General features: G+C 63.2%; 20 protein-coding genes, 1 tRNA gene and 1 pseudogene. 18 read left to right on the top strand and 4 right to left on the bottom strand.

Annotated features, from left to right (window positions below; all coding sequences use genetic code 11):
• Positions 1-14 precede the first annotated feature (14 nt).
• On the top strand, positions 15-725 hold the full coding sequence (gene purC, locus RAC97_RS03210) for a phosphoribosylaminoimidazolesuccinocarboxamide synthase (RefSeq protein ID WP_375098273.1): 711 nt from the start codon (positions 15-17) through the stop codon (positions 723-725).
• Between the two features lie 92 nt (positions 726-817).
• A tRNA-Ser gene (locus RAC97_RS03215) sits at positions 818-907 on the top strand.
• A gap of 200 nt (positions 908-1,107) precedes the next feature.
• Here the strand turns inward: RAC97_RS03215 and RAC97_RS03220 are convergent.
• A complete protein-coding gene (locus RAC97_RS03220; protein WP_375098274.1) occupies positions 1,108-1,830 on the bottom strand; it encodes a FadR/GntR family transcriptional regulator in 723 nt (240 codons plus the stop codon).
• A gap of 86 nt (positions 1,831-1,916) precedes the next feature.
• Positions 1,917-3,653, bottom strand: coding sequence for an IlvD/Edd family dehydratase (locus RAC97_RS03225; protein WP_375098275.1), 1,737 nt, complete (start codon positions 3,651-3,653; stop codon positions 1,917-1,919).
• Between the two features lie 156 nt (positions 3,654-3,809).
• Between RAC97_RS03225 and araD1 the strand changes: the two genes are divergently transcribed.
• The 8 genes from araD1 to RAC97_RS03265 all read left to right on the top strand — a co-directional run bounded on the left by araD1 (position 3,810) and on the right by RAC97_RS03265 (position 11,660).
• Positions 3,810-4,796, top strand: coding sequence for an AraD1 family protein (gene araD1 / locus RAC97_RS03230; RefSeq protein WP_375098276.1), 987 nt, complete (start codon positions 3,810-3,812; stop codon positions 4,794-4,796).
• Positions 4,797-4,870: 74 nt separating this feature from the next.
• Positions 4,871-5,746 (top strand): SMP-30/gluconolactonase/LRE family protein, encoded by an 876-nt coding sequence (locus tag RAC97_RS03235; RefSeq protein WP_375098277.1) that lies wholly within the window; start codon positions 4,871-4,873, stop codon positions 5,744-5,746.
• Positions 5,747-5,889: 143 nt separating this feature from the next.
• Positions 5,890-6,894: a substrate-binding domain-containing protein gene (locus RAC97_RS03240; protein WP_375098278.1), complete on the top strand. Its 1,005-nt coding sequence runs from the start codon at positions 5,890-5,892 to the stop codon at positions 6,892-6,894.
• Between the two features lie 61 nt (positions 6,895-6,955).
• Positions 6,956-8,497, top strand: coding sequence for an L-arabinose ABC transporter ATP-binding protein AraG (araG, locus tag RAC97_RS03245; protein ID WP_375098279.1), 1,542 nt, complete (start codon positions 6,956-6,958; stop codon positions 8,495-8,497).
• Positions 8,498-8,508: 11 nt separating this feature from the next.
• Positions 8,509-9,477: an L-arabinose ABC transporter permease AraH gene (araH, locus tag RAC97_RS03250; protein ID WP_375098280.1), complete on the top strand. Its 969-nt coding sequence runs from the start codon at positions 8,509-8,511 to the stop codon at positions 9,475-9,477.
• 46 nt (positions 9,478-9,523) lie between these two features.
• Positions 9,524-10,297 (top strand): SDR family NAD(P)-dependent oxidoreductase, encoded by a 774-nt coding sequence (locus RAC97_RS03255; protein WP_375098281.1) that lies wholly within the window; start codon positions 9,524-9,526, stop codon positions 10,295-10,297.
• A gap of 131 nt (positions 10,298-10,428) precedes the next feature.
• On the top strand, positions 10,429-10,845 hold the full coding sequence (locus RAC97_RS03260; RefSeq protein ID WP_375098282.1) for a hypothetical protein: 417 nt from the start codon (positions 10,429-10,431) through the stop codon (positions 10,843-10,845).
• A complete protein-coding gene (locus tag RAC97_RS03265; protein ID WP_375098283.1) occupies positions 10,842-11,660 on the top strand; it encodes a hypothetical protein in 819 nt (272 codons plus the stop codon). Before RAC97_RS03260 ends, RAC97_RS03265 begins: the two co-directional genes overlap by 4 nt.
• Before the next feature lie 418 nt (positions 11,661-12,078).
• On the opposite strand, the pseudogene RAC97_RS03270 reads toward RAC97_RS03265, so the two are convergent.
• Both RAC97_RS03270 and RAC97_RS03275 read right to left on the bottom strand, forming a co-directional pair.
• Positions 12,079-12,371 (bottom strand): annotated as a pseudogene (locus tag RAC97_RS03270) (type II toxin-antitoxin system HicB family antitoxin); the annotation flags it as partial.
• Positions 12,372-12,408: 37 nt separating this feature from the next.
• A complete protein-coding gene (locus RAC97_RS03275) occupies positions 12,409-13,380 on the bottom strand; it encodes a LysR family transcriptional regulator (RefSeq protein WP_375098284.1) in 972 nt (323 codons plus the stop codon).
• 393 nt (positions 13,381-13,773) lie between these two features.
• Here RAC97_RS03275 and RAC97_RS03280 point away from each other — a divergent pair, with 393 nt between their 5' ends.
• From RAC97_RS03280 to RAC97_RS03315, 8 genes are all read left to right on the top strand, one after another.
• Positions 13,774-14,568 (top strand): energy transducer TonB, encoded by a 795-nt coding sequence (locus RAC97_RS03280; protein WP_375098285.1) that lies wholly within the window; start codon positions 13,774-13,776, stop codon positions 14,566-14,568.
• Positions 14,569-14,611: 43 nt separating this feature from the next.
• Positions 14,612-15,340 (top strand): MotA/TolQ/ExbB proton channel family protein, encoded by a 729-nt coding sequence (locus RAC97_RS03285; RefSeq protein WP_375098286.1) that lies wholly within the window; start codon positions 14,612-14,614, stop codon positions 15,338-15,340.
• A gap of 1 nt (position 15,341) precedes the next feature.
• Positions 15,342-15,755 (top strand): ExbD/TolR family protein, encoded by a 414-nt coding sequence (locus RAC97_RS03290; RefSeq protein ID WP_375098287.1) that lies wholly within the window; start codon positions 15,342-15,344, stop codon positions 15,753-15,755.
• A 526-nt stretch (positions 15,756-16,281) separates the two neighbouring features.
• Entirely contained in the window at positions 16,282-18,321 is a 2,040-nt protein-coding gene (locus RAC97_RS03295; protein WP_375098288.1) for a TonB-dependent receptor family protein, read from the top strand.
• Between the two features lie 58 nt (positions 18,322-18,379).
• Positions 18,380-20,110, top strand: coding sequence for an ABC transporter substrate-binding protein (locus RAC97_RS03300; RefSeq protein ID WP_375098289.1), 1,731 nt, complete (start codon positions 18,380-18,382; stop codon positions 20,108-20,110).
• Positions 20,107-21,039 (top strand): ABC transporter permease, encoded by a 933-nt coding sequence (locus RAC97_RS03305; protein ID WP_375098290.1) that lies wholly within the window; start codon positions 20,107-20,109, stop codon positions 21,037-21,039. Before RAC97_RS03300 ends, RAC97_RS03305 begins: the two co-directional genes overlap by 4 nt.
• A gap of 2 nt (positions 21,040-21,041) precedes the next feature.
• A complete protein-coding gene (locus tag RAC97_RS03310; RefSeq protein ID WP_375098342.1) occupies positions 21,042-22,445 on the top strand; it encodes an acyl-CoA dehydrogenase family protein in 1,404 nt (467 codons plus the stop codon).
• Entirely contained in the window at positions 22,442-23,788 is a 1,347-nt protein-coding gene (locus tag RAC97_RS03315) for an LLM class flavin-dependent oxidoreductase (RefSeq protein WP_375098291.1), read from the top strand. Before RAC97_RS03310 ends, RAC97_RS03315 begins: the two co-directional genes overlap by 4 nt.
• Positions 23,789-23,815: the final 27 nt, after the last annotated feature.

A 23,815-nucleotide genomic window follows, 5' to 3' on the forward strand; every position in this document is an offset into this window, starting at 1 on the left:
AAGCGGAGCCCATCATGGAAAAACGCGACGAACTCTACCGCGGCAAGGCCAAATCGGTTTACAAGACCGACGACGCCGACCGCTTGATCCTGCTGTTCCGTAACGACACCTCGGCGTTCGACGGCAAGCGTATCGAGCAGTTGGACCGCAAGGGCATGGTGAACAACAAGTTCAATGCCTTCATCATGCAGAAGCTCGAAGCGGCCGGTATCCCGACCCAATTCGACAAGTTGCTGGGCGACAACGAGTGCCTGGTGAAGAAGCTCGACATGATCCCGGTGGAATGCGTGGTGCGTAACTATGCCGCCGGCAGCCTGGTCAAGCGCCTGGGCGTGGAGGAGGGCATCAAGCTCGAGCCTTCGACCTTCGAGCTGTTCCTGAAGAACGACGAGAAGGGCGATCCGTTCATCAACGAGTCCCACGTCGTGGCTTTCGGTTGGGGCACCGCCGAGCAACTGGCCGAGATGAAGAAGCTGTCGCTGAAGGTCAACGAAGTGCTGAGCAAGCTGTTCGACGACGCGGGCCTGCTGCTGGTCGACTTCAAGCTGGAGTTCGGTGTGTTCCATGGCCAGATCGTCCTGGGCGACGAGTTCAGCCCAGACGGCTGCCGCCTGTGGGACAAGGAAACCCGCAAGAAGATGGACAAGGACCGCTTCCGCCAAGGCCTGGGTGATGTCATCGAAGCCTACGAAGAAGTCGCCAAGCGCCTGGGCGTGCCGCTTTAACCGGCAGGTTCACGCAAGCGCCTGATACCACGCGAATTTTTTGCAAATAAGGGTTTGCCTTTAGCGAAATCGCTGGTATGATGCGCGCCACTGGAGAGATGCCGGAGTGGTCGAACGGGACGGATTCGAAATCCGTTGTACTGGCAACAGTACCTAGGGTTCAAATCCCTATCTCTCCGCCATTCAAGATTAAGCCCCGCAGATTAACGTCTGCGGGGTTTTTTCGTTATTGCCTGGCGACTTCTTTCGTGAGGGGCTCGATTCACATCGAGCGTCCTTCAGTAACGCACACTGTGGTGCGGCACAACCCGAGGCGAACTGCAGCAGGTGCTCATAGCTACGCGTCTTCGCCACCGTGCATGAAACAAGGCCGTGTTCGACCTTAAAGCGGCGTCAGCACATTCATCACCGCATCCAACGCCACCCGCGTATCGTCCAACTGAACCAGCGAAGCATGCCGCGCGCCCAGCGCATCGCGGTTCCTGATCGCCGTAAGAATCGCCTTGTGCCGAGGCAAGCTCAACGCCTGCATGTCCGGCCTGCGGTTGGTGATGCTCATCGACTCACGCAGCGGCAGCGACAGCATGTTGCACATGTACGCCAGCAAATCGTTATGCGTGGCCTCGGCAATGGCGCGGTGGAAATCCAGGTCGGCTTGCAGCAACTGCTCATGGGTCTGTGCGTTCGCCATGCCTTCGTACGCTGCCTCGATCACGGCGATGTCTTGATCGGTCGCGGTGCTGGCGGCCATCGCGGCAATTTCCGGCTCGAGAATCTTGCGCACGCCGGCCAGGGTGTTGAAGAACTCGCTGTGCGGCGTGGATTGCATCAGCCACGACAGCACGTCCGGATCCAGCAGGTGCCACTTGGCTCGCGGGCGCACCACCGCGCCGACTCGTGGCTTGGAGTACACCAGGCCCTTGGCGCCAAGCACGCGGGTCGCCTCGCGCAGCACCGAGCGGCTGACCTGGTATTGCTCGCACAACGTCGACTCCAGCGGCAGCGTTTCTTCCGGTTTGAAGTGCCCTGAGACGATCTGCGTGCCCAGCTCCTGGACGATCCGGTTGTGCAGGCTCTTGCGACGTTGTGGGGGCTGGCTGGTCATCGAGGGGCAATGCTCTGGCGAAAAATACGGCAAATCATACCGCCCCGCCGCCCCGGCTGCACCGCAGGCGTGGGGCGGGGCAGGGCTCAGTGGGAATGGCGGGGTACGTCGGCGCCTCGGCAACCGACCAGGAAGGCGAAGTCGCAGCCTTGGTCGGCTTGCATCACATGGTCGACGTACAGCTGGCGGTAACCGCCTACCAGCAGTCGCGGTGGCGCTTGCAGGTCAGCCAGGCGTGCAGCCAGTTCGACGTCGGGGATGTCCAGGTGCAGCCGACCGCTGGCGCAGTCAAGTTCGATCCAGTCGCCTTCCCTGACCACCGCCAGCGGGCCGCCGGCCGCCGCCTCAGGCGCCACGTGCAGCACCACGGTGCCGTAGGCGGTGCCGCTCATGCGCGCGTCGGAAATACGCACCATGTCGGTAACGCCTTGGGCCAGCAGCTTGGCGGGCAGGCCCATGTTGCCGACCTCGGCCATGCCGGGGTAGCCCTTCGGCCCACAGTTCTTCATCACCAGGATCGAGCTGGCATCCACTTCCAGGTCTGGGTCGTTGATGCGTGCCTTGTACATCTCGAAGTCTTCGAACACCACGGCCCGGCCTCGGTGCTGCATCAGTGCCGGGGTCGCGGCCGAGGGCTTGAGCACCGCACCGCGCGGCGCCAGGTTGCCGCGCAGTACGCAGATGCCGCCGTCGGCGCACAGCGGGTTGTCGAGGGGGCGGATCACTTCGTCGTCGCCATGGATCGGCGCGTTCTCGGTGTTCTCGCCCAAGGTGCGGCCATTGACCGTCAGCGCCTGTGGATGCGGCAGCAGGCCACCTTCGCCCAGGCGCCGCAGCACGGCGGGCAGGCCGCCGGCGTAGTAGAACTCTTCCATCAGGAAGCGTCCGGACGGTTGCAGGTCGACGATGGTGGGCGTGCCACGGCCGATGCGCGTCCAGTCGTCGAGCTCAAGGTTCACACCGATGCGTCCAGCGATGGCCTTGAGGTGGATCACCGCGTTGGTCGAACCGCCGATGGCGGCGTTCACTCGAATGGCGTTCTCGAAGGCTTCGCGGGTGAGGATTTTCGACAGGCGCAGGTCTTCATGGACCATGTCGACGATACGCATGCCCGACAGGTGCGCCAGCACATAGCGACGCGAGTCCACCGCCGGGATCGCCGCGTTGTGCGGCAACGAGGTGCCCAGCGCTTCGGCCATGCAGGCCATGGTCGAGGCGGTGCCCATGGTGTTGCAGGTACCGGCCGAGCGTGACATGCCGGCCTCCGCCGAAAGGAACTCGTTCAGGTCGATCTGCCCGGCCTTGTACGCCTCGTGCATCTGCCAGACGATGGTGCCTGCGCCGATATCGCGCCCCTTGTGCTTGCCGTTGAGCATCGGCCCGCCGGTGACCACGATGGCCGGCACGTCGCAGCTGGCGGCGCCCATCAGCAGGGCCGGGGTGGTCTTGTCGCAGCCGGTCAGCAGCACCACGGCATCGACCGGGTTGCCGCGGATGGCTTCTTCCACATCCATGCTGGCCAGGTTGCGGGTGAGCATGGCGGTGGGGCGCAGGTTCGACTCGCCGTTGGAGAACACCGGGAACTCCACCGGGAAGCCACCGGCCTCCAAAACCCCTTTCTTCACATGTTCGGCAATCTTGCGAAAGTGCGCGTTGCACGGGGTGAGCTCCGACCAGGTGTTGCAGATGCCGATGATCGGCTTGCCCTGGAACTCGTGGTCGGGAATGCCTTGGTTCTTCATCCAGCTGCGGTACATGAACCCGTTCTTGTCAGCGCTACCGAACCATTGGGCCGAGCGCAGGACGGTTTTCTTGTCGGACATGCTTGTCTCTCTTATTAGTAGGACTATTTGTCTGATTGCTTGCCACAATCTAGACTCGATTCTAGGGTTTTGGAAGCGTTGTACTCAAAATAGTAATACTTTATAGTCCGGCAATCGTCGGGATTTCACAGGCCGAGCCTTTCAAGGGAGAGTGGCATGCATCTGGTTCAGTTTGAGCTGGCTAACGGCGAACGCCGGGTTGGCGCGGTAGAAGGGCAACAGGTGCGTGAGGTGAAGGGCGCCAGTACCCTGCGCGACCTGGCACTGGCGGCGATCGAGGCGGGCGTGGGCCTCGAGCACTGGGTACGCAGCCAAGGCCTGGGCAGCGCCCATGACTATGCGCAACTGCTGGATAGCCTGCGTATCCTGCCGCCGCTGGACCATCCGGACCCTGCACACATGCTGATCAGCGGCACCGGCCTGACCCACCTGGGCAGCGCCTCGGCGCGCGACAAGATGCACCAGGCCGACGAAACCGCCATGACCGACACGATGCGCATCTTCAAGTGGGGCGTGGAGGGCGGCAAGCCAGGCGCTGGCGAAGCGGGCGTGCAGCCGGAGTGGTTCTACAAGGGCGACGGCAGCATCGTCGTGCGCCCCGGCCAGGCCTTCCCTTTGCCGACCTTTGCCGACGACGGCGGCGAAGAGCCGGAGCTGGCCGGTCTGTACGTCATCGGCCCGGACCGCAAGCCATACCGCCTGGGCTTCGTACTGGGCAACGAGTTTTCCGACCATGTGATGGAGCGCAAGAACTACCTGTACCTGGCCCACTCCAAGCTGCGGGCATGCAGCTATGGCCCGGAACTGCGGCTGGGCGCGCTGCCGTCGCACCTGGCCGGCGCCAGCCGCGTGGTGCGCGGCGGCCAGGTGCTGTGGCAGAAGGAGTTTCTCACCGGCGAGGCCAACATGTGCCACAGCCTTGAGAACCTGGAGTACCACCATTTCAAGTACAGCCAGTTTCTGCGGCCAGGCGATGTGCACGTGCATTTCTTCGGCACCGCAACACTTTCGTTCGCCGATGGCGTGCGTGCGCAGCCGGGGGATCGTTTCGAGATCCACCTGCCCGAGTTCGGCGCGCCATTGGTCAACGGCCTGGAGGTGGTACGAGCGCTGTTCGCGCCCGGCGCTGTCGGCACACTGTGATGAAGCGCAAGACATAGCCCGCACGATCATCAATAAGATGCGTGCCTGACAACAATAATGACCAAGGAGGCAAGATGCGCTGGACCACGCTTGGTGCACACCGTGCGCAACTGGGCGAAGGCCCGTTCTGGGACGCCCCGACCCAGGCGCTGTACTGGGTCGATATCGCCGGGCGCCAGGCATTGCGTTGGCAGGGTGGGCAGCTGCAAAGCTGGCGCATGCCCGAGCATGTCTCGGCGTTCATTCCCACCGAAGCGGGCGACGCCTTGGTGACCTTGAGCAGCGGTGTCTACCGCCTCGACCTGGCATCCGACCCCCTTGCGCCGCGCCTGGCCCTGCTGTGCGTCGCCGACCCGCAACCCGGTAACCGCGCCAACGAGGCGCGCTGCGATGCCCAGGGGCGGTTGTGGCTGAGCACCATGCAAAACAACCTGGGCGAGCAGGGCGAGGACCTGCCTATCCACCAGCGCTCCGGTGGCCTGTTCCGCATCGATGCCGATGCCAAGGTCACACCGCTTCTACAAGGGTTGGGCATTCCCAACACGCTGGTGTGGAGCGATGACGGCAGCGCGGTGTACTTCGGCGACAGCCTGGACGCCACCCTGTATCGCTACGCGATCGGCGCCGATGGTCAGCTTGGCTCGCCTGCGATCTGGCGGGGCGCACACGAACGTGGCGGGCCGGATGGTTCGGCGATGGATGCCGAGGGGTTCATCTGGAACGCCCGCTGGGAGGGTGGCTGCCTGCTGCGCCTGGCTCCGGACGGAGGTGTCGACCAAGTCATCGAACTGCCGATCAGCCGTCCCACCAGTTGCGTATTTGGTGGGCCAGACCTGCGCACCCTCTACATCACCAGCGCTGCCAGTCCGCAGGACCTGCCCCTGGACGGCGCCGTGCTGGTCATCGAGGTAGAGGTCGCCGGGAAGCCGTGTCACCGTTTTGCGGGATAAATCCCAATATATGGGATGCTTGTTGATATATAGAGATCATGCAATGATCGGCAGCGATTCTGACTTACTGTGAATGCTGTCCGTAGCCCTTCGCTGCGCTGTTCGTTAGCACTTCAGCCAAGAAAAATAACAAGGAGTTACTCATGAATCGTCGTCGTGGTATCCGTTCGCTGTGCCGTGCCGCCCTGGCCGTCACCGCTGTCAGCCTGAGCACCCTGTCGTTCGCCGAAGAACCGGTGAAGATCGGCTTTTTGGTCAAGCAGGCCGAAGAGCCCTGGTTCCAGACCGAATGGAAGTTCGCCGAGCAGGCCGGCAAGGACAAAGGCTTCACCGTCATCAAGATCGCCGTGCCCGACGGCGAGAAAACCCTCGCCGCCATCGACAGCCTGGCCGCCAACGGCGCCAAGGGCTTCGTCATCTGCCCGCCCGACGTTTCCCTGGGCCCGGCGATCATGGCCAAGGCCAAGCTCAACGACCTGAAGGTGATCGCCGTCGACGACCGCTTCGTCGATGCCAGCGGCAAGTTCATGGAGGACGTGCCCTACCTGGGCATGGCCGCCTACGAGGTGGGCCAGAAGCAGGGCGCGGCCATGGCCGCCGAAGCCAAGAAGCGTGGTTGGGACTGGCAGGAAACCTACGCGGTCATCAACACCTATAACGAACTCGACACCGGCAAGAAACGCACCGACGGTTCGGTCAAGGCCCTCGAAGACGCAGGCTTCCCCAAGGACCACATCATCTACACCGCGCTCAAGACCCTCGACGTGCCAGGCAGCATGGACGCCACCAACTCGGCCCTGGTCAAACTGCCCGGCTCGGCCAAGAACCTCATCATCGGCGGCATGAACGACAACACCGTGCTCGGCGGCGTGCGCGCCACAGAAAGCGCAGGCTTCGCCGCAGCCAACGTGATCGGCATCGGCATCAACGGCACCGATGCCATTGGCGAGTTGAAAAAAGCCAACAGCGGCTTCTTCGGCTCCATGCTGCCCAGCCCGCACCTGGAGGGCTACAACACCGCGACCATGATGTTCGAGTGGGTCACCAGCGGCAAGGAGCCGCCCAAGTACACCGCCATGGACGACGTCACGTTGATTACCCGCGAGAACTTCAAGCAGGAACTGGAAAAGATCGGCCTCTGGAACTGACCGGTCGGACGTTTTCCATGGCGGCCACGGCGGTCGCCCGTTTCCTGTGACGAGGTGGTGTATGCACGCACACACAGAACATCGCTCTGCCAGTGCTGGCAGCCTGCGATTCAATGGCATCGGCAAGACCTTTCCGGGCGTGAAGGCTCTCGACGGCATCAGCTTCGTCGCCCACCCCGGCCAGGTTCACGCCTTGATGGGTGAGAACGGCGCGGGCAAGTCGACCTTGCTGAAGATCCTCGGCGGCGCCTACGTGCCCAGTAGCGGCCATTTGCAGATCGGCGAACACACCCTGGCATTTCGCTCCACCGCCGACAGCATTGCCAGTGGGGTGGCGGTGATCCACCAGGAGTTGCATCTGGTGCCGGAAATGACCGTGGCGGAAAATCTGTTCCTCGGCCATCTGCCCGCGCGTTTCGGGCTGGTGCGCCGTGGTGCGCTGCGTGAGCGGGCGCTGGCCTGCCTGAAAGGGCTGGCCGACGAGATCGACCCGCAGCAGAAGGTCGGGCGCCTGTCGCTGGGCCAGCGGCAACTGGTGGAAATCGCCAAGGCGCTGTCGCGCGGTGCCCATGTGATCGCCTTCGACGAGCCCACCAGCAGTTTGTCTGCCCGCGAGATCGACCGGCTGATGGCGATCATCGAGCGCCTGCGCCAGGAGGGCAAGGTGGTGCTGTACGTCTCCCATCGCATGGAGGAAGTGTTCCGTATCTGCGATGCCGTCACGGTGTTCAAGGATGGCCGCTACGTGCGTACTTTCGAGGACATGAGCCAACTGACCCACGACCAGTTGATCACCTGCATGGTCGGGCGCGATATCCAGGACATCTACCTCTACCGCCCCCGCCCCCACGGCGAGGTGGCGCTACGCGTCGATGGCCTGCGCGGGCCGGGGCTACGTGAACCGGTGAGCTTCAGTGTCAGCAAGGGCGAGGTGCTGGGGCTGTTCGGCCTGGTCGGTGCCGGGCGCACCGAGTTGCTGCGGCTTGTCAGTGGTCTGCAGCGCATCGAGGCCGGCAGCCTGACGTTGCTGGGCCAGGCGCTTGAGCTGCGCTCGCCGCGCGATGCGATCCAGGCCGGTATCCTGCTGTGCCCGGAAGACCGCAAGAAGGAAGGCATCATCCCGCTGGCCAGCGTCGCCGAGAACGTCAATATCAGCGCACGCGGCGCACACTCGCGCCTGGGCTGCATCCTGCGTGGCGCCTGGGAGAAAACCAATGCCGACACGCAGATCAAGGCGCTGCGGGTGAAGACGCCCAGTGCCGCGCAGAAAATCATGCACCTCTCCGGCGGCAACCAGCAGAAGGCCATTCTCGGCCGCTGGCTGTCGATGCCGATGAAAGTGCTGCTGCTCGATGAGCCCACCCGCGGTATCGATATCGGCGCCAAGGCCGAGATCTACCAGATCATCCATGATCTGGCCGCCAGCGGCATCGCGGTGATCGTGGTGTCCAGCGACCTGATGGAGGTGATGGGCATTTCCGACCGCATCCTGGTGCTGTGCGAGGGCGCGATGGCCGGCGAACTGAGCCGTGAGCATGCCGACGAACCCAACCTGCTGCACCTGGCCCTGCCTCGCCATCGCGGCGATGGCGCGCACAACTGAACGAGACTGCCATGACCAGCCAGAACAATGCTTTGCCTATCCAGCGCAAGCCCATGGACCTGCGCAACTTCCTCGACAACTGGGCCATGCTGCTCGCCGCCATCGGCATCTTCCTGCTCTGCGCCCTGGTGATCGACAACTTCCTTTCGCCGCTGAACATGCGTGGCCTGGGCCTGGCCATTTCCACCACGGGCATTGCCGCCTGCACCATGTTGTATTGCCTGGCGTCCGGGCACTTCGACCTGTCGGTCGGCTCGGTGATCGCCTGCGCAGGCGTGGTAGCCGCCGTGGTGATGCGCGACACCGACAGCATGCTGCTGGGCATCGGCGCGGCACTGGCCATGGGCCTGGTGGTGGGGCTGATCAACGGCATCGTGATCGCCAAGCTGCGGGTCAATGCGCTGATCACCACCTTGGCGACCATGCAGATCGTCCGTGGCCTGGCCTACATCTTCTCGGACGGCAAGGCTGTAGGCGTGTCCCAGGAGTCGTTCTTCGTGTTCGGCAACGGCCAGCTGATGGGCGTGCCGGTGCCGATCCTGATCACCATCGTCTGCTTCCTGTTCTTTGGCTGGCTGCTCAACTACACCACCTTCGGGCGCAACACCATGGCCATCGGCGGCAACCAGGAAGCAGCGTTGCTGGCGGGGGTCAACGTCGACCGCACCAAGATCGTCATCTTCGCCGTGCATGGCCTGATCGGCGCGTTGGCCGGGGTGATCCTGGCCTCGCGCATGACCTCCGGCCAGCCCATGATCGGCCAGGGCTTCGAGCTGACGGTGATCTCCGCCTGCGTGCTCGGCGGGGTTTCGCTCAGCGGTGGGATCGGCATGATCCGCCATGTCATCGCCGGGGTGCTGATCCTGGCGATCATCGAGAACGCCATGAACCTGAAGAACATCGACACCTTCTACCAGTACGTGATTCGCGGCTCGATCCTGCTGTTGGCGGTGGTGATCGACCGGCTCAAGCAGCGCTGAGCCCGCAGTGCCCACAAAAACATCGATCCAGAGGGAGTGACGCGACATGAAGGATGCCCAAGCGACAGCGATATACCCCGACCTGAAGGGCCGCACCGTGCTGATTTCCGGCGGCGCCTCGGGCATCGGCGAGGCGCTGGTCCGCGCCTTCGCCGTGCAAGGTGCCTACGTCGGCTTCGTCGACCTCGACCATGAGGCCGGTGAGCGCCTGGCCGATCAGTTGGGCAGCGTGGGGCACAGGGTTGCGTTCGTGCACTGCGACATCACCGACGAGCACGCCTACAAGGCTGCGATCCAGCGCATCGCCGACGCCCTGGGGCCGGTGACGGTACTGCTGAACAACGCCGCCAACGATGTGCGCCATGGCCTGGACGAGGTCGACACCCAGCGCTTCGAGCGCCTGATGGCGGTCAACCTCGGCCATGCCTTTCTGGCCGCCCGCGAGGTGGTGCCGATGATGAAGGCCAGCGGCGGCGGGGCGATCATCAACCTGGGCTCGATCGGCTGGATGATGGCCTCGCCGGGCTATCCGGTGTACGCCGCCAGCAAGGCCGCAGCCCATGGCCTGACCCGGGGCCTGGCGCGTGACCTGGGGCCGCACGGCATTCGCGTCAACACCCTGGTGCCGGGCTGGGTGATGACCGAGAAGCAGCTGGCGCTATGGGTGGACGACGAGGCCCGCGAACTGATCGCCCGCAGCCAGTGCCTGCCGGGCAGCGTGCAGCCGGAGCACATCGCCAATATGGCGCTGTTCCTGGCGTCCGATGCTTCGGCGATGTGCACGGCGCAGAACTTTATCGTGGATGGGGGGTGGGTTTAGTCGGCGGCCATTCTTGGCTGCTGAGCGGGTAGCCCGCGAGAAACCTTTCGGTAGAGGGTTGAGCGATTTGGACTGCTTGATCACGCTCCTGCTCAAGCGCATCATCAGCGCTTTTACCGAGAGATATCAAAATGGATGTTCAAGATCTGAAAGACGGCCTGGTCGCCTCGGTTAACGAGTTCTGGGCCTTGAATCAAAAACCAGTGTTGCTTAGCAATCTGCCGGCACTGCTTACCAAACGTGGCCTGAATGACTACAAGATTGCCTTGAAAGGCAGTTCGTTGAAGAGCTTTGTTAGCAGTATCGCTGGTGTCGATACATTTGAGGTAATAACTCACTCAAAGCACAAGGCGAAGGTTGGTCTGATTCCCCCAGGAAAAATTTACGCCTTTACCGAATCGCAGAAAACCGTGGCCCCGCCACCGGCACTGACAGTATCCAATCGTGTGTCTGCGCTGCTGGATATCCTGAGCGGCCTAAGCGCCGAAGACCTTGAGAAGGTCGTGATTCCTGCTTCGGTATTGGTGAAGCTCCATCGTCAACCATGAAAATATTCGTAGCATTAGCGACCCCTAACTCATTCCTCAGGGCAGAATTCCTGAAGCTACGAAATACGATCAGCATGCCGGGGGCTTTAGCTGAAGCCGGAGCCACGCTTTTCCTTGGTGCACCTGATGTGGCCAAAGAGGCTACTCTCGAAGCCTATCTGCACGCCAAGTCCAAAATGCATGACGCAATTTTGGTTATCGGCGACACGCGATGTTTGGATAAGTTGATCTTCACTGAGACAGCGCTTTTTATCCATTGGATGGAGATCGAGGGACGCGTGGAGAAACCTGAGAATTTTTTGCAACACCACGCAGGTGACCTGCTCGCAAAGTTCAGTGCTTTTAGCAATGAGGCGCGTGGGGAGAACTACTTGCTCACCTTGCTGCCGGCCCGGAATTTTGAGGCCGATGAGTGGAGGGGGCTCATCAGAAAGGTTTTCAAAGACACGCACAAGAACACGTTCCTAGACGATGCCAAACAGCTGATGCAGACAATGAGGAGGCTTAGGAAGAAACCACGGCGCAAATGCAATGACGGTAAAATGTACTTCATTGACGAGAGGGACAAGCATTTTATCTACGGCAAAGAGCACCACTCGCTACCTGAAACCGGACATCCACACACGCTCACGTGTTGCCTGAACTATCGTTTTCGCTTCGGCCGGAAAGTGGCAGATGCCCAGCGGCATTTCAATGTCAACCGGGGACCGGGTAGCAATCCCAGCGTGAAAGGGGTGTTCGTCGATTGTCACCACCGTGAGCGCAATATCACCAAAACCTCACACCTGAACATGTTCATGAACGATTATTTCTGAGCAAAAAAAAGGGGAATCAACTTGTTGATTCCCTCTTTGCAGCGTCTATTGCTTTTCCCCACCCGTTGCGTCAATAAAAAGGATTGCTGCTCTGAAACGTTAAGTTTCTGGTGCTCTCCTTGATATTGGCAACGCACAGGCCCTTCGAGGCTAGCCTAGTCGGTGTCCAACGTATTGAATTCAGCGACCAGGACGGCGTGGAGCATAGCGCTGAGGCGGATAGTACCACCACATCAGGTGGCCCGCAATGAACGGGTATATATGCTTCGCCAACCTAATGAAAACACACCCACACCGACCATCAGCGTTCTCATTCGAGCAACCCCCACATGGAGAGTTGCTTGCTTCACCGAGACGTGTTCTTGCCGAATCACCTGGAGTTCTCGCTGGCGAGTGAGCAGTTTTGGTTGGACTAGGTAGTGACGTTGACCTTCTCGGTCTTGCCCAGGTATGGCGTGATGTCGATTTCCAGCATGCCTCAGCCCATGTCGGCGAAATCGGAGTTGCCCCGGTGCGCTGCCGCGCTGGTCGGCATTGGAATCGCCTCGCCGCTGGCTGCAATCTCTTCGAGCATGATAGAGCTACTTCGATGGCTGCGGCGTACGCCTCCTCGAAGGTGTCTCCGGCTGTCACAGCGCCAGGGATATCGGGGATCTGGATGCCAATGGCGGTGTTTTCGTCGCCCCATTCGATGCAGATTGGGTAGTGCATGATGTTCTCCTGAAGCGGTGCAAAGGATTAGGTCAGGTCACTTCAACCCAGCGCGTTCCTTGGTGCGTCTGGGGTTATCTTTTTCGACAGGGGCGGCAGCACGCTGGCCTTTTGAGTCTAGTTGCAGCAGCACATCGATCATCGCCTTGGCCGCAGGCGAAAGACGATAGCCCGTGCGGGTAACGATCCCGCAGCGCACGTTGAGGCTGTCCACATTGTTCGGCAGGTTGCGCAGGTACAACTGCACCAGCTCGCCCCTCGCCAGTTCCTCTCGCAACGCTTCCTGGGTGGCGATGCCGATGGCGTCGCTGCGCTGCACCAGTTCCACCAGCAGGGGGAACTGCTCGCACTCCACATGCGCCGTGAAATCCGCCTTGCCGCTCAGGTTGGCCAACACCTTGCGCGCACTCGCGGGAATGCGGCTGCCCGCCAGCGGGTAGTCGAACAGGTCGTTGGTCGACAGGCTGTCCTTGGCCAGCAGCGGGTGGCCGGGGCGGCAGAAGAACAACCCCGGGCGTGCCCGCAGCGGCTGGGTCTGCACGCTGGGGTCGTCGTCGAAATGGCGGGTGTCGGCGATGAAGAACTCGATCTCGTCACGCACCAGGCTGCGCTGCAGTTGCTCCCAGTTGCTCACCTCGAAACGCGTGTGGATGCGCGGGTAGCGCTGCATGAACACCAGCAACGCCTCCGGCACCAAGCGGGCGGCCATTGCGGGGCCGCAGCCGAAGTGCAGGTCACCGGCATCGAGCTTGGTCATGCGGTTGATTTCATGGCTCAGGTTGCTGGCGCCGTGTACCAGCGACAGGGCGTGCTGCAACACCACCTGGCCTTCTGGCGTGGGGCGCAGGTCCTTGCTGGCGCGGTCCACCAGCACGCAGCCCAGTTCATTTTCCAGGCCTTGGATACTGCGGCTGAAGGCCGGCTGGGTAATGCCCATGGCATCGGCCGCGCGGACGAAACTGCGCTGCTCGTTGAGCGCGATGAAGTAACGGAGTTGGCGTAGATCCATGATGCGCTACCGGCATTGAAAAGAAGGTCGAAGGCGTTTATGCCTGTGCTGGCGCTGGTTTTAACGGCAGTTTTTTATTCCGTCAATTTTAGTTTTCTAATTTTGTTAGAACTTAAATGAATATTTATAGGGCCTGCTTCCAGAAAAGCGCCCAAGCCAGCTGCTGCCCATGCCTTTCGCGCATTTTTTCGATGCCTACCAGTCATTCGAATTAAAAAATTCATATAAATCAATTAATTATGATTTCTTATTCCTTTGGGAAATCAATATCTCATTAAAAATTACTTTATGGGATAAGGCGGCGCTCCAATGATTGCAACTGCTCTACAGCGGCCCCTGGCAACGGGCGAGGCGCCGTTTTCGCAGTCAACACAGCAATCAGGAGTCTTGCCGATGGGCAATGTCCTCAAAGCCGACAACCTCGCAGAAGTACTCTGGCGCGACTCACGCAAGCCGGGTGAGCTGCGCGACCTTGGGGTCAGCGTGCGTCAGGCCCTGGGTGTGCAGCGCCTGCTGCCGGACGCCGGCAAATCCGTACTGGGCCGGCGTGAGGCGATCGCGCTTGGCTTGTTCGCCCTGCTCGTGCACGCCGGGGTACTTGCCTGGCTGGCCAGTCGACCCGAACCGCTGCTGCCGGAAGTACCGGTGCAGATTCCGCCGATGACCATCGAATTCACTAGCGCCGCACCGCCGGTGGTCGAACCGCCGCCACCGGCCCCGGCGCCCGAGCCGGTGGTCGAGCCACCGCCACCGGTGGTCGAGGAACTGGCAGTCAAGCCACCGCCCAAACCGAAACCCAAGCCGCAAGCACCGAAGCCGGTGGCCAAGCCCTTACCCAAGCCGGTAGAGGCTCCGACCGCGCCACCGCCTGCGGCTCCAGCACCGGTGGCCGAGAAGCCGCCTGTGGACGTACCGCCTTCGGCCAACGCCGGTTACCTCAAGAACCCGGCACCCGAGTACCCCCCGCTGGCCCAGCGCCGCAACTGGGAGGGCACGGTGGTGCTGCGCGTACACGTACTGGCCAACGGCAAGCCGAGCGACATCCAGGTCGAGCGCAGCAGCGGACGCGAGCTGCTCGACGAGTCGGCCATCCGCGCCGTCAAGCGCTGGAGCTTCGCGCCGGCCAAGCGTGGCGACCAGGCCATCGCTGGCTGGGTTTCGGTACCCCTGGAATTTCGTTTGAACTGAGGCCGCTGAACCCCGGCCCTCTGACTTACTCGAGGAATGCATCATGAACCTGCTCGTAGATTCTCCCTTTCAATCGGTTGAACACGCGGTCATCTGGCTGCTGATCGGCTTCTCCGTGGTCACCTGGGGGCTGGCGCTGATCAAGGGCATCCAGTTCGCCCGCCAGCGGCGCCAGGACCGCAAGGTGCAGAACGCCTTCTGGAGCGCCACCAGCCTCGACAGCGCCGCCGAGCAAAGCGTCGGGCAGCAGGGGGCAGTGGCCCGCGTGGTGCAGGTGGGCTTCGCCGCCATCCAGGTACCGGGCGGCCAGCCTGCGGACCTGGCGCAGTCGATCAACCATCAGGACCGCCTCGAGCGGGCATTGCGCCAGCAGATCCAGCGTGAGCGGCGCTCCTTGGAGTCGGGCCTGGCGGTGGTTGCTTCGATCGGCTCCACCTCGCCCTTCATCGGTCTGTTCGGCACGGTGTGGGGCATCATGGAAGCGCTCAAGGGCATCAGTGCGGCGGGCAACGCCAGCCTGGAAACGGTGGCCGGCCCCATCGGTGCGGCATTGGTCGCCACCGGCGTGGGCATCGCCGTGGCCGTGCCCGCGGTGCTGGTCTACAACTACTTCCTGCGTCGCCTCAAGCTCACCGCCGCCGACCTCGACGACTTCGCCCACGATTTCTACAGCCTGGCGCAGAAGAGCGCGTTCAAGGTCATCGTCAACCCGCACGCCGGCAAGGCTACAGCCGTGACCGGCAACGCTGGCCTTGCGAAGGAGGCGGTCTGACATGGCCTTCTCGACCCAGGATAGCGACGAAGTCCTTTCCGAAATCAACGTCACGCCGCTGGTAGACGTCATGCTGGTGCTGCTGGTGGTGTTCATCGTCACCGCGCCGCTGCTGACCAACTCGATTCCGATCAACCTGCCCAAGACCGAGGCCGTGGCGCCAGCGGAGCAGAAAGACCCGCTGGTGGTGAGCATCGACGGTGAGGGCAAGCTGTTCATCAACAAGGACGAGATCCAGCCAGACCTCCTGGAGAGCAACCTGCAACGGGCAAAGCGCGAAGCCGAGGGCGCCAAGGAGGAATTGCGCGTGCAATTGCAGGCCGACGATGGCGTGAACTATGGCGAGGTGGCGCGTGCCATGGCAGCCATCGAACGTGCCGGTATCACCAAGCTGGCGGTCATCACCGCACGCTGAGTGTTTTGGGGCCGCACCTCTTGGCAGGGGGGCGGCTCTTTTTTTATCCAAACCTTTCTTGCCTTCCCCGCTTCATCTCCCCCGCACACCCGCTAGCAACTTTCCAAACGATATGAGCCTGCAATCGCACGGCGTCGTTTAGATGCTGTTCACAATTAAATGAGTTTTCTAAGCCCTGCTGGAGGTGGTTTTCCTGGCAGCATTCAAACGCGAACAAGCTTATAGCTTGATGCGCTGTTCGTGGGGGAACAGTGGTTCAGCAGAATGCCATGTTGTGGCGTTCTTGTAGTGTTATGTGTTCTTTATAAAATGATGTTTTTAAAGGATTTTTAAAGTTGGAACAGTGCTTGCTATATCCCTGTCATGGGCACCAGTAAAAGAACAACAAGCTCGCATAAATAATCAATTGGGTCATAGGAGTAGGCGCGTGCGTTGGTTATCTTCAGAGGGGAGAGCAGGGGGCATAAAGCCACTGTGGCGGGCCGTCAGTATTGGCACTTTGGTCGGCTGCGGCGGCAACTTTGCCGTGGCCGCAGAAGTGGCGGAAAGTACCGACACCCGGCTGGAAACCGTGGTGGTTAAAGCGCAGAAGCAAAGCGAGGCCCAACAGGCTGAAGCCCGGCTGGAAGAGGTGGCGGGCAACACCAGCGTGGTCGACAACGCCGAAGTGGAGAAAGGCCGCACGTCGACGCTCGAGGACGTGCTTGCCTTCCAGCCAGGGGTCATCGCCCAGGCCGCTGGCGGCAACGATGCGATCAAGATTTCCATTCGCGGCTCGGGGGCCAACGCCTCGCCAGGCTACTTCCGCGAGGGGGTCAAGTTCCTTTTCGACGGCCTGGCCCTGACCGGCCCGGGCGGTACGCCCTACGAACTGCTGGAAATGTCCGGGGTGAACTACACCGAAGTGCTGCGTGGGGCCAACGCCTACGACTACACCGCACTGTCGCTCGGTGGCGCCATCAACATGGTCACCCACACCGGCTACACCTCGCCGGGCAACTATGCGCGTTTCGAAGTGGGCAGCTTCGGCTGGCGCAAACAGCAACTGAGCACCGGCGGCGTGGAGGGCAAGGCCGACTACTACATCAGCCTGAGCAATTCCGAGCGCGACGGCTACCAGGACTACACCTTCACCAAGGCCAAAGGGGTGGTGTCCAACTTCGGCTACCGCTTCAACTCCAAACTCGATACGCGCCTGATCGTGCGTTACCGCGAGCAGTACCACGAGAACCCCGGCACCCTGACCCGCGCGCAGTTGAAGGACGATTCGTCCCAGGCCAACCTGACCACCGTGGCGCAGCGCGGCGACTCGACCAAGAATGGCTCGATCTGGGTCGGCAGCAAGACCACCTATACCTTCGATGACGACTCCCAGTTGGAGCTGGGGCTGGTCTACCACAACTACCGGCAGATCCTCAGCGAGAAGAGCCTGGTCACGCCCAACCACTGGCAATGGCGCGACCTGAACACCTCGCTGCGCTACCTGCGCAGCGACCAGTGGTTCGGCCACCAGAGCAACACCACCTTCGCCTTCAGCAATACCCTGCACGACCGCGCCGAGGTCAAGACCTACAGCGGCACCACCCGGGCACTGCTCAAGGACACCCGTTTCAGCGGCTCGTTCGACACGGTGTTTTCGGTCGGCAACGACCTGGAGCTGACTGAACGCCTGTGGCTGAACAGCGGCCTGTCGCTGGTCAATATCTTCCGCGACGTGGACGTGGAGTTCTCCGATCGTCCCAACGTCAGCCCGTTCCCGCAGCACTACAAGTACGACAACTGGAGCCTCGCGCCGCGCCTGGGCCTGCGCTACTACCTCACTCCGGATATCCAGCTGTTCACCAACGTCAGCCGCTCCATCGACCCGCCCAGTGCCTGGTCGATCTCGCCGTCCGGCCCCACCAACAACTACACCAAGACCCTGGTGGAGCAGAAGGCCAATACCTTCGAAGTGGGTATCCGCGGCTCCCACGGCATCTACAAGGGCAGCCTGGCCTTGTACCGCTCCTGGGTGCACAACGAATTGCTCAACGTCGAGGTGATTCCAGCCTCTGGCCTGAACCCGGCCGTGACGTCCACCAACAACGCCAGCCCGACCATCCACCAGGGTATCGAGGCGGGGTTGGATGTCGAGCTGTGGCAGAACGGCAATGGCGACAACCTGGTACTGCGCCAGGCCTACACCCTGAACGACTTCTACTACCGCAACGACGACACCTTCCACGCCAACGAACTGCCCGGCCTGCCCAAGCACATCTACCAGGCGGAGCTTAAGTACCAGCACGCCAGCGGCTTCTACGCCGGGGTGGATGTGCGCAGCGCATCGAGCACCCCGGTGGACTATGCCAACAGCTTCAACGCCCCGTCCTACGTGGTCTGGGGCGCGAAGATCGGCTACGAGGAACCGGGGCAGCGCTGGCAGGTGTTCCTCGACCTGAGAAACCTCACCGACGAGGACTACGCCACCGCGGTGCTGCCGACCTACAACGCCCAGGGCCGCGATGCTGCGTCGCTGTACGCCGGCGACGGTTTCGGCGCCTTCACCGGCGTGGCGTTTCGCTTCTGACCATACGGCGGCGCGGGGTTGCGCCGCCGTTCACCGGCCTCATCAGGAAAAATGCGTCATGCAACGAATCGTAAGCGCAGTTTCGCGCAAGGTGGTCGGCGGTCTGGTTGCCATGCTGGGGGGCTTGCTGCTGGTCGGCTGCTCGCCCAGCGAAGCACCCAAGGCGGCCTCGAACGGCGCACAAGCGGTGCTGGTCGATGGTGTGCTCAGCTACCCGGCCAGCGACTACCACGAGCAGGCCCCCGGCAAGCCCGGCGGCACCTTGCGCGCCTCGGTCACCCTGGATACCGGCACCTTCGACGTGCACGCGATTTCCCACGGCAACGTGCAGTGGCTGGGGCGCATCCTCTACGACGGGTTGGTCTACCAGGACGAGCAGGGCGCCATTTCACCCTGGCTGGCCAAGGCCTGGGAAATCTCCGCAGATGGCACCGTCTACACCTTCCACCTGCGCGATGACGTGACCTTCAGCGACGGCACCCGGTTCAACGCCGAGGCGGTGCGGGTGAACCTCGAACACATGCGCGACCCGGCCACCAAGTCGCCGCTGGCGGCGGCCTACATCGCCCCCTATCTGCGCGGCAGGGTGGTCGACGATTACACCTTCGAGGCGACCCTGCGCGAGCCTTACTCGGCGTTTCTCGACGTGCTGGCGCAGTCCTGGCTGAGCATGATCTCGCCCAGGCAGATTCTCGAAGACCCCAAGTCCATCGCCGAAAAACCCATCGGCAGCGGCCCCTTCGTACTGCAAAGCTACACCCGCGAGCAGGGCGCAAGCTTCGTGCGCCGCAAGGACTACAACTGGGCGCCTCCCGTCACCCGCCACCAGGGCCCGGCCTACCTCGAGCGCATCGAGCTGGCCTTCGTGCCGGAGTCGATGATCCGCTACAGCTCGCTGCTCGGCGGCCAGCACGACTTCACCCTGGACGCCCCCACGCAGAATGCCGCTGCGATCCGCGCCAACCCCGAACTGGTGCTGCACAGCCGCATCCGCAAGGGCAACCCATTTCGCAGCGTAACCTTCAATGTCGAGCGTTTCCCGTTCGATGACGTGCGGGTGCGCAAGGCGTTGACCCAGGCCATCGACCGTGAAGGCCTGGCGTGGGTCAGTGGCTTCGGTGAGTACCAGGCCAAGAGTGATTTCCTGGCGATCAACACCCGCTTCTACGACCCGTCGTTCACCGACGCCTTGAAGTACGACCCGCAGGCGGCGGCGCGCCTGCTCGACGAGGCCGGCTGGAGCGCGCGTGATGCCGATGGCATTCGCATCAAGGACGGCCAGCGCTTGAGCGTGAGCCTGTTGATGAGCGAGAACCCGGCGTTCCCCAGCAGCGTCGCCGTGGCGATCCAGTCCGATGCGCGCAAGCTTGGCATGCAGATCGACCTGCAAGTGTTGCCCCTGGTGCAAACCACGGAGCGCCGCTATGCCGGCGACTATCAATTGCTCGGCGGCGGCTACTGGCACAGCAACACCCCGGACGGGCTGTTCATGCTGTACCACAGCGCCTCGATTCCCACCGACAAGCTGCTGGGGCAGAACGTCGGGCGCCTGCGCGACGAAACCCTCGACCGCCTGCTCAGTGAGGCGCGCCGCAGTGTCGACCCGGTACACCTGCAACAGCTCTACGCGCAGGCCCAGCAGCGCCTGACCGAACTGGTGCCCGCAGCGCCTTCCTATGAAAGCCATCACATCGTCGCGCACCACGCCTATGTGAAGGGGCTGATCTTCGACACCTCACACAACACCCCGTTCTTCACCAGCGTATGGCTGGACAAGGAGCAGCCATGAGCCTCCTGCAACCTGTGCTTTGGCGGCTTCTGTCCGGGGTGTTGGTGCTGTGGGGCGCAGCGACCCTGACCTTTGTCGGCCTGAACTTCACCGGCGGCGACCCGGCGCTGGCCATTCTCGGCGGCCCGGAGGCCATGCCCACCCCGCAGGTGCTGGCGCAGGTGCGCCAGGAGTACGGCCTCGACCAACCCTTGCTGGTGCAGTACGGCCAGTACCTGGGGCGGCTGGCCCAGGGCGATCTGGGCGAGTCCTATCGCCTGCGCATTCCGGTCACCCGGGCCATCGGCGAGCACCTGGGCGCGACCTTGCAACTGGCGTTTCTCGCCGCCTTGCTGGCGGTGCTGCTGGCCATCGTCGTGGCTGTGCTCACGGCGCGGCGCGGGCGTTGGGTCGGTTCGCTGTCGTCCGGTAGCGAGCTGGTGCTGTCGTCGATGCCGTCGTTCGTGCTCGGCATCCTGCTGCTGCTGGTGTTCTCCTTCCACCTGCGCCTGCTGCCGCCGAGCGGCTCCAGCGGCTGGCGCACCCTGGTGCTGCCGACCCTGACCCTGGCGCTGCCGCTCGCGGCGGTGTTGGCCCAGGTGCTGCGCCAGGAGCTCGAAGAAATCCTCGAGCAGCCCTTCATCATGATGGCTCGCGCCCGCGGCCTGACCGAGGCCGGCGTACGCCTGGGCCACGCGCTGCGCCATGCGTTGATCCCGCTGGTGACCTTGTCCGGTTTCATCCTCGCCAGCCTGCTCGGCGGCGCGGTCATCACCGAGACCCTGTTCGCCCGTCAGGGCGTCGGCCGGCTGATGCTCGAGGCGGCCAATACCAAGGACGTGCCCATGGTGCTCGGCATCACCCTGCTGGCGGCGCTGATCTATGTGCTGGTCAACCTCGTCGTCGACCTGCTGCTGCCGCTGATCGACCCAAGGGTGAACCCACGATGAGCATGAACAGCGAGACCGCCCTGGTCTACCTGCGCGCGTTGTTCGACGAGGACAACGCCCCGCCAGCCCTGCAACTTTCCGCTACCCGCAAGGACTCCGAGATGATCTTCAGCCAAGCCGACACGCCCCCCGTGGCGCTCGATGAGCCGGTCGCAGCGCCCACTGATGCGCAGTTGCTGGCCATCTTCCAACCGGTGTTCGACCGCATCGCCGAGGGCGCCATCGCCCGTGAACAGCACCGAGAACTGCCCTACGACGCCGTGAACTGGCTGCGCGAAGCAGGCTTCGCTCGCCTGCGTGTGCCGCAGCGCCATGGCGGCTTCGGTGTCAGCCTGGAGCAGCTGTTCCTGCTGGTCAGCCGCCTGGCCGAGGCCGACTCCAACCTGCCGCAGATTTTCCGCGCACACCTGGGCTTCGTCGAAGGTCGCCTCAACGACCAGGACGAGCAGGGCAATGCCCGCTGGTTCCAGCATGTGGTCAAGGGCGAGCTGTTCGGTGCGGCGATGGCCGAGCGCACCGAGACCACCGGCAACAGCGTCAACCTCAGCGAGCACGGCGAAGGTTGGCGGCTCGACGGCGAGAAGTACTACTGCACCGGCACCCTCTACGCCGACTGGATCGCCGTCTCGGCCAACCAGGGCGAGGAGCACGTGGCCATCGCCGTTCCCACCACCGCGCCTGGTGTTACCCGCCTGGACGACTGGGACGGCTTCGGCCAGCGCCTGACCGCCAGCGGCACCACCCGCTTCGAGCGGGTCGAAGTTAGCAACGAGCAGATCTTCCGCCGTTTCAAACTGGGTGAAGGTCGCAGCGATTCCTACATCAGCGCCTTCTACCAGCAGGTGCACCTGGCCACCCTGGCCGGTATCGCCCGTGCCGTGCAGCGCGATGCCATCGCCTTCGTCCAGGGCCGCACGCGCACTTTTGGCATTCCCGGGCAGTCCAGCCCGCGCCACGACCCCTTGGTGCAGCGCGTGGTCGGGCGCCTGTCGAGCCTGGCCTTTGCCAGCGAGGCGCTGGTCGAGAAGGTCTCGCGCCAGCTGGACCAACTGTGGCAAGCCTGGCGCGCAGGCACGGCCACGCCGGAGCAGTACGCCAAGGCCGATATCCACACCTTCCAGGCACAGCAGGTGGTCATCGGTCAGGTGCTCGAGGCCACGACGCTGCTATTCGAGGTGGGTGGTGCCTCGGCCGCCAGCGCCGCGCGCCGCCTCGACCGGCACTGGCGCAACGCCCGCACCCTGGCCTCGCACAACCCGGCGATCCTGCGCGAGGCCTACCTGGGCGACTACTACCTCAACGGCACCGTGCCAAGCAAAGCCTGGGCCGAGCGTTTCGCCGAGGCCAAGGCCAAGGACCCGGCGCAACAGGCACAGCCAGCCGTCAACGAAGGAGACCTGGCATGAGTACTGGCAAGCGCCACATGAGCATCGGCATGAACATCCTCGGCTTCGGCGCGCACGCCGCTGCCTGGCGCGAGGCCGAGGCACCGGCCAAGGCGTTGACCGACCTTGCCTATTTCACCGAGATCGCCAAGGTGTCCGAGCGCGGCACCCTGGATGCGATCTTCCTGGCCGATGGCCCGGCGCTGGCGGGGGACGTCGCGCAGCAACCCGCGGGGCGCCTGGAGCCGACCGTGCTGCTCACCGCCATCGCCTTGGCTACCCGCCATATTGGGGTGATCGCCACCGCCTCGAGCACCTTCAACGACCCCTACAACCTGGCCCGTCGCCTGGCCTCGGTGGACCACCTCAGCGGTGGGCGCGCGGCCTGGAACGTGGTCACCACCTACAACGACGCCGCTGCACAGAACTTTGGCCAGGTAGGCTCCGCCCTGCATGCCGAGCGCTATGGGCGCGCCGAGGAGTTCGTCGAGGTGGTGCGCAAGCTCTGGGACAGCTGGGAGGACGACGCCATCGTCGGCGATGCTGCCGCAGGGCTGTTCGCCGACCCTGCCAAGGTGCACACCATCGACCATGTCGGCCCGCACTTCTCGGTACGCGGCCCACTCAACGTGCCGCGCTCGCCGCAGGGGCGGCCGGTGATCGTCCAGGCCGGTTCGTCCGAGGGCGGCAAGACCCTGGGCTCGCGCTACGCCGATGCCATTTTCACCACCCAGACCACCCTGGCCGACGGCCAGGCGTTCTACCAGGAGATGAAACAGCGCGCCCGCGCCTGGGGCCGTGACCCCGAGCAGTTGAAGATCATGCCGGGGCTGTCCACCGTGATCGGCAGCACCGAGGCCGAGGCCCAGGCGCGGTTCGACCGGCTTAACGCCTACCTGGGCGAGAACACCCTGGCCCAGCAGATCGCCTTTCGCATCGGCATCCCGCTGGCCGAGCTCGATCTGGACGCCGAGCTGCCCTGGCAGCGTATCGGCCCGGTCAGCGAGTTCAAGGGCTCCCATGGCTTTCTCGAAGCACAGCTGAATTTGGCACGCCGCGAGAAGCTCAGCGTGCGCCAGCTTTCCCGACGCATCCTGGTCGGCCACCGGCTGCTGGTCGGCACCCCGGAGCAGGTCGCGGACACCCTCGAGCAGTGGTTCCTGGCCGGCGCCGCCGACGGCTTCAACATCATGCCGGACATGTTCCCGTCCGGTGTCGAGGTGTTCGTCGACGAAGTGGTGCCGCTGCTGCGCAAGCGTGGGGTGTTCCGCCACGAATACACCGGCACCACCCTGCGCGAGCACCTCGGGCTGGCGCATCCGCGTAGCCAGTACGAACACCGCCCGCATGCCGCCTCGGCCTGAGCCGACCCCGACAACCGCCCTTGCGTG

Source organism: Pseudomonas sp. LS_2 (assembly GCF_042709235.1).
Classification (GTDB): domain Bacteria; phylum Pseudomonadota; class Gammaproteobacteria; order Pseudomonadales; family Pseudomonadaceae; genus Aquipseudomonas.

Excerpts from the sequence above, each read along its gene's own strand:
- RAC97_RS03255 (WP_375098281.1), top strand. The coding sequence starts at position 9,524 with ATGAAGGATGCCCAAGCGACAGCGATATACCCCGACCTGAAGGGCCGC.
- RAC97_RS03290 (WP_375098287.1), top strand. The coding sequence starts at position 15,342 with ATGGCCTTCTCGACCCAGGATAGCGACGAAGTCCTTTCCGAAATCAAC.
- RAC97_RS03300 (WP_375098289.1), top strand. The coding sequence starts at position 18,380 with ATGCAACGAATCGTAAGCGCAGTTTCGCGCAAGGTGGTCGGCGGTCTG.
- RAC97_RS03260 (WP_375098282.1), top strand. The coding sequence starts at position 10,429 with ATGGATGTTCAAGATCTGAAAGACGGCCTGGTCGCCTCGGTTAACGAG.
- RAC97_RS03225 (WP_375098275.1), bottom strand. The coding sequence starts at position 3,653 with ATGTCCGACAAGAAAACCGTCCTGCGCTCGGCCCAATGGTTCGGTAGC.
- RAC97_RS03275 (WP_375098284.1), bottom strand. The coding sequence starts at position 13,380 with ATGGATCTACGCCAACTCCGTTACTTCATCGCGCTCAACGAGCAGCGC.
- araH (WP_375098280.1), top strand. The coding sequence starts at position 8,509 with ATGACCAGCCAGAACAATGCTTTGCCTATCCAGCGCAAGCCCATGGAC.
- RAC97_RS03235 (WP_375098277.1), top strand. The coding sequence starts at position 4,871 with ATGCGCTGGACCACGCTTGGTGCACACCGTGCGCAACTGGGCGAAGGC.
- RAC97_RS03265 (WP_375098283.1), top strand. The coding sequence starts at position 10,842 with ATGAAAATATTCGTAGCATTAGCGACCCCTAACTCATTCCTCAGGGCA.
- purC (WP_375098273.1), top strand. The coding sequence starts at position 15 with ATGGAAAAACGCGACGAACTCTACCGCGGCAAGGCCAAATCGGTTTAC.
- RAC97_RS03280 (WP_375098285.1), top strand. The coding sequence starts at position 13,774 with ATGGGCAATGTCCTCAAAGCCGACAACCTCGCAGAAGTACTCTGGCGC.
- RAC97_RS03310 (WP_375098342.1), top strand. The coding sequence starts at position 21,042 with ATGAACAGCGAGACCGCCCTGGTCTACCTGCGCGCGTTGTTCGACGAG.
- RAC97_RS03285 (WP_375098286.1), top strand. The coding sequence starts at position 14,612 with ATGAACCTGCTCGTAGATTCTCCCTTTCAATCGGTTGAACACGCGGTC.
- RAC97_RS03305 (WP_375098290.1), top strand. The coding sequence starts at position 20,107 with ATGAGCCTCCTGCAACCTGTGCTTTGGCGGCTTCTGTCCGGGGTGTTG.
- RAC97_RS03315 (WP_375098291.1), top strand. The coding sequence starts at position 22,442 with ATGAGTACTGGCAAGCGCCACATGAGCATCGGCATGAACATCCTCGGC.
- araD1 (WP_375098276.1), top strand. The coding sequence starts at position 3,810 with ATGCATCTGGTTCAGTTTGAGCTGGCTAACGGCGAACGCCGGGTTGGC.
- RAC97_RS03240 (WP_375098278.1), top strand. The coding sequence starts at position 5,890 with ATGAATCGTCGTCGTGGTATCCGTTCGCTGTGCCGTGCCGCCCTGGCC.
- RAC97_RS03220 (WP_375098274.1), bottom strand. The coding sequence starts at position 1,830 with ATGACCAGCCAGCCCCCACAACGTCGCAAGAGCCTGCACAACCGGATC.
- araG (WP_375098279.1), top strand. The coding sequence starts at position 6,956 with ATGCACGCACACACAGAACATCGCTCTGCCAGTGCTGGCAGCCTGCGA.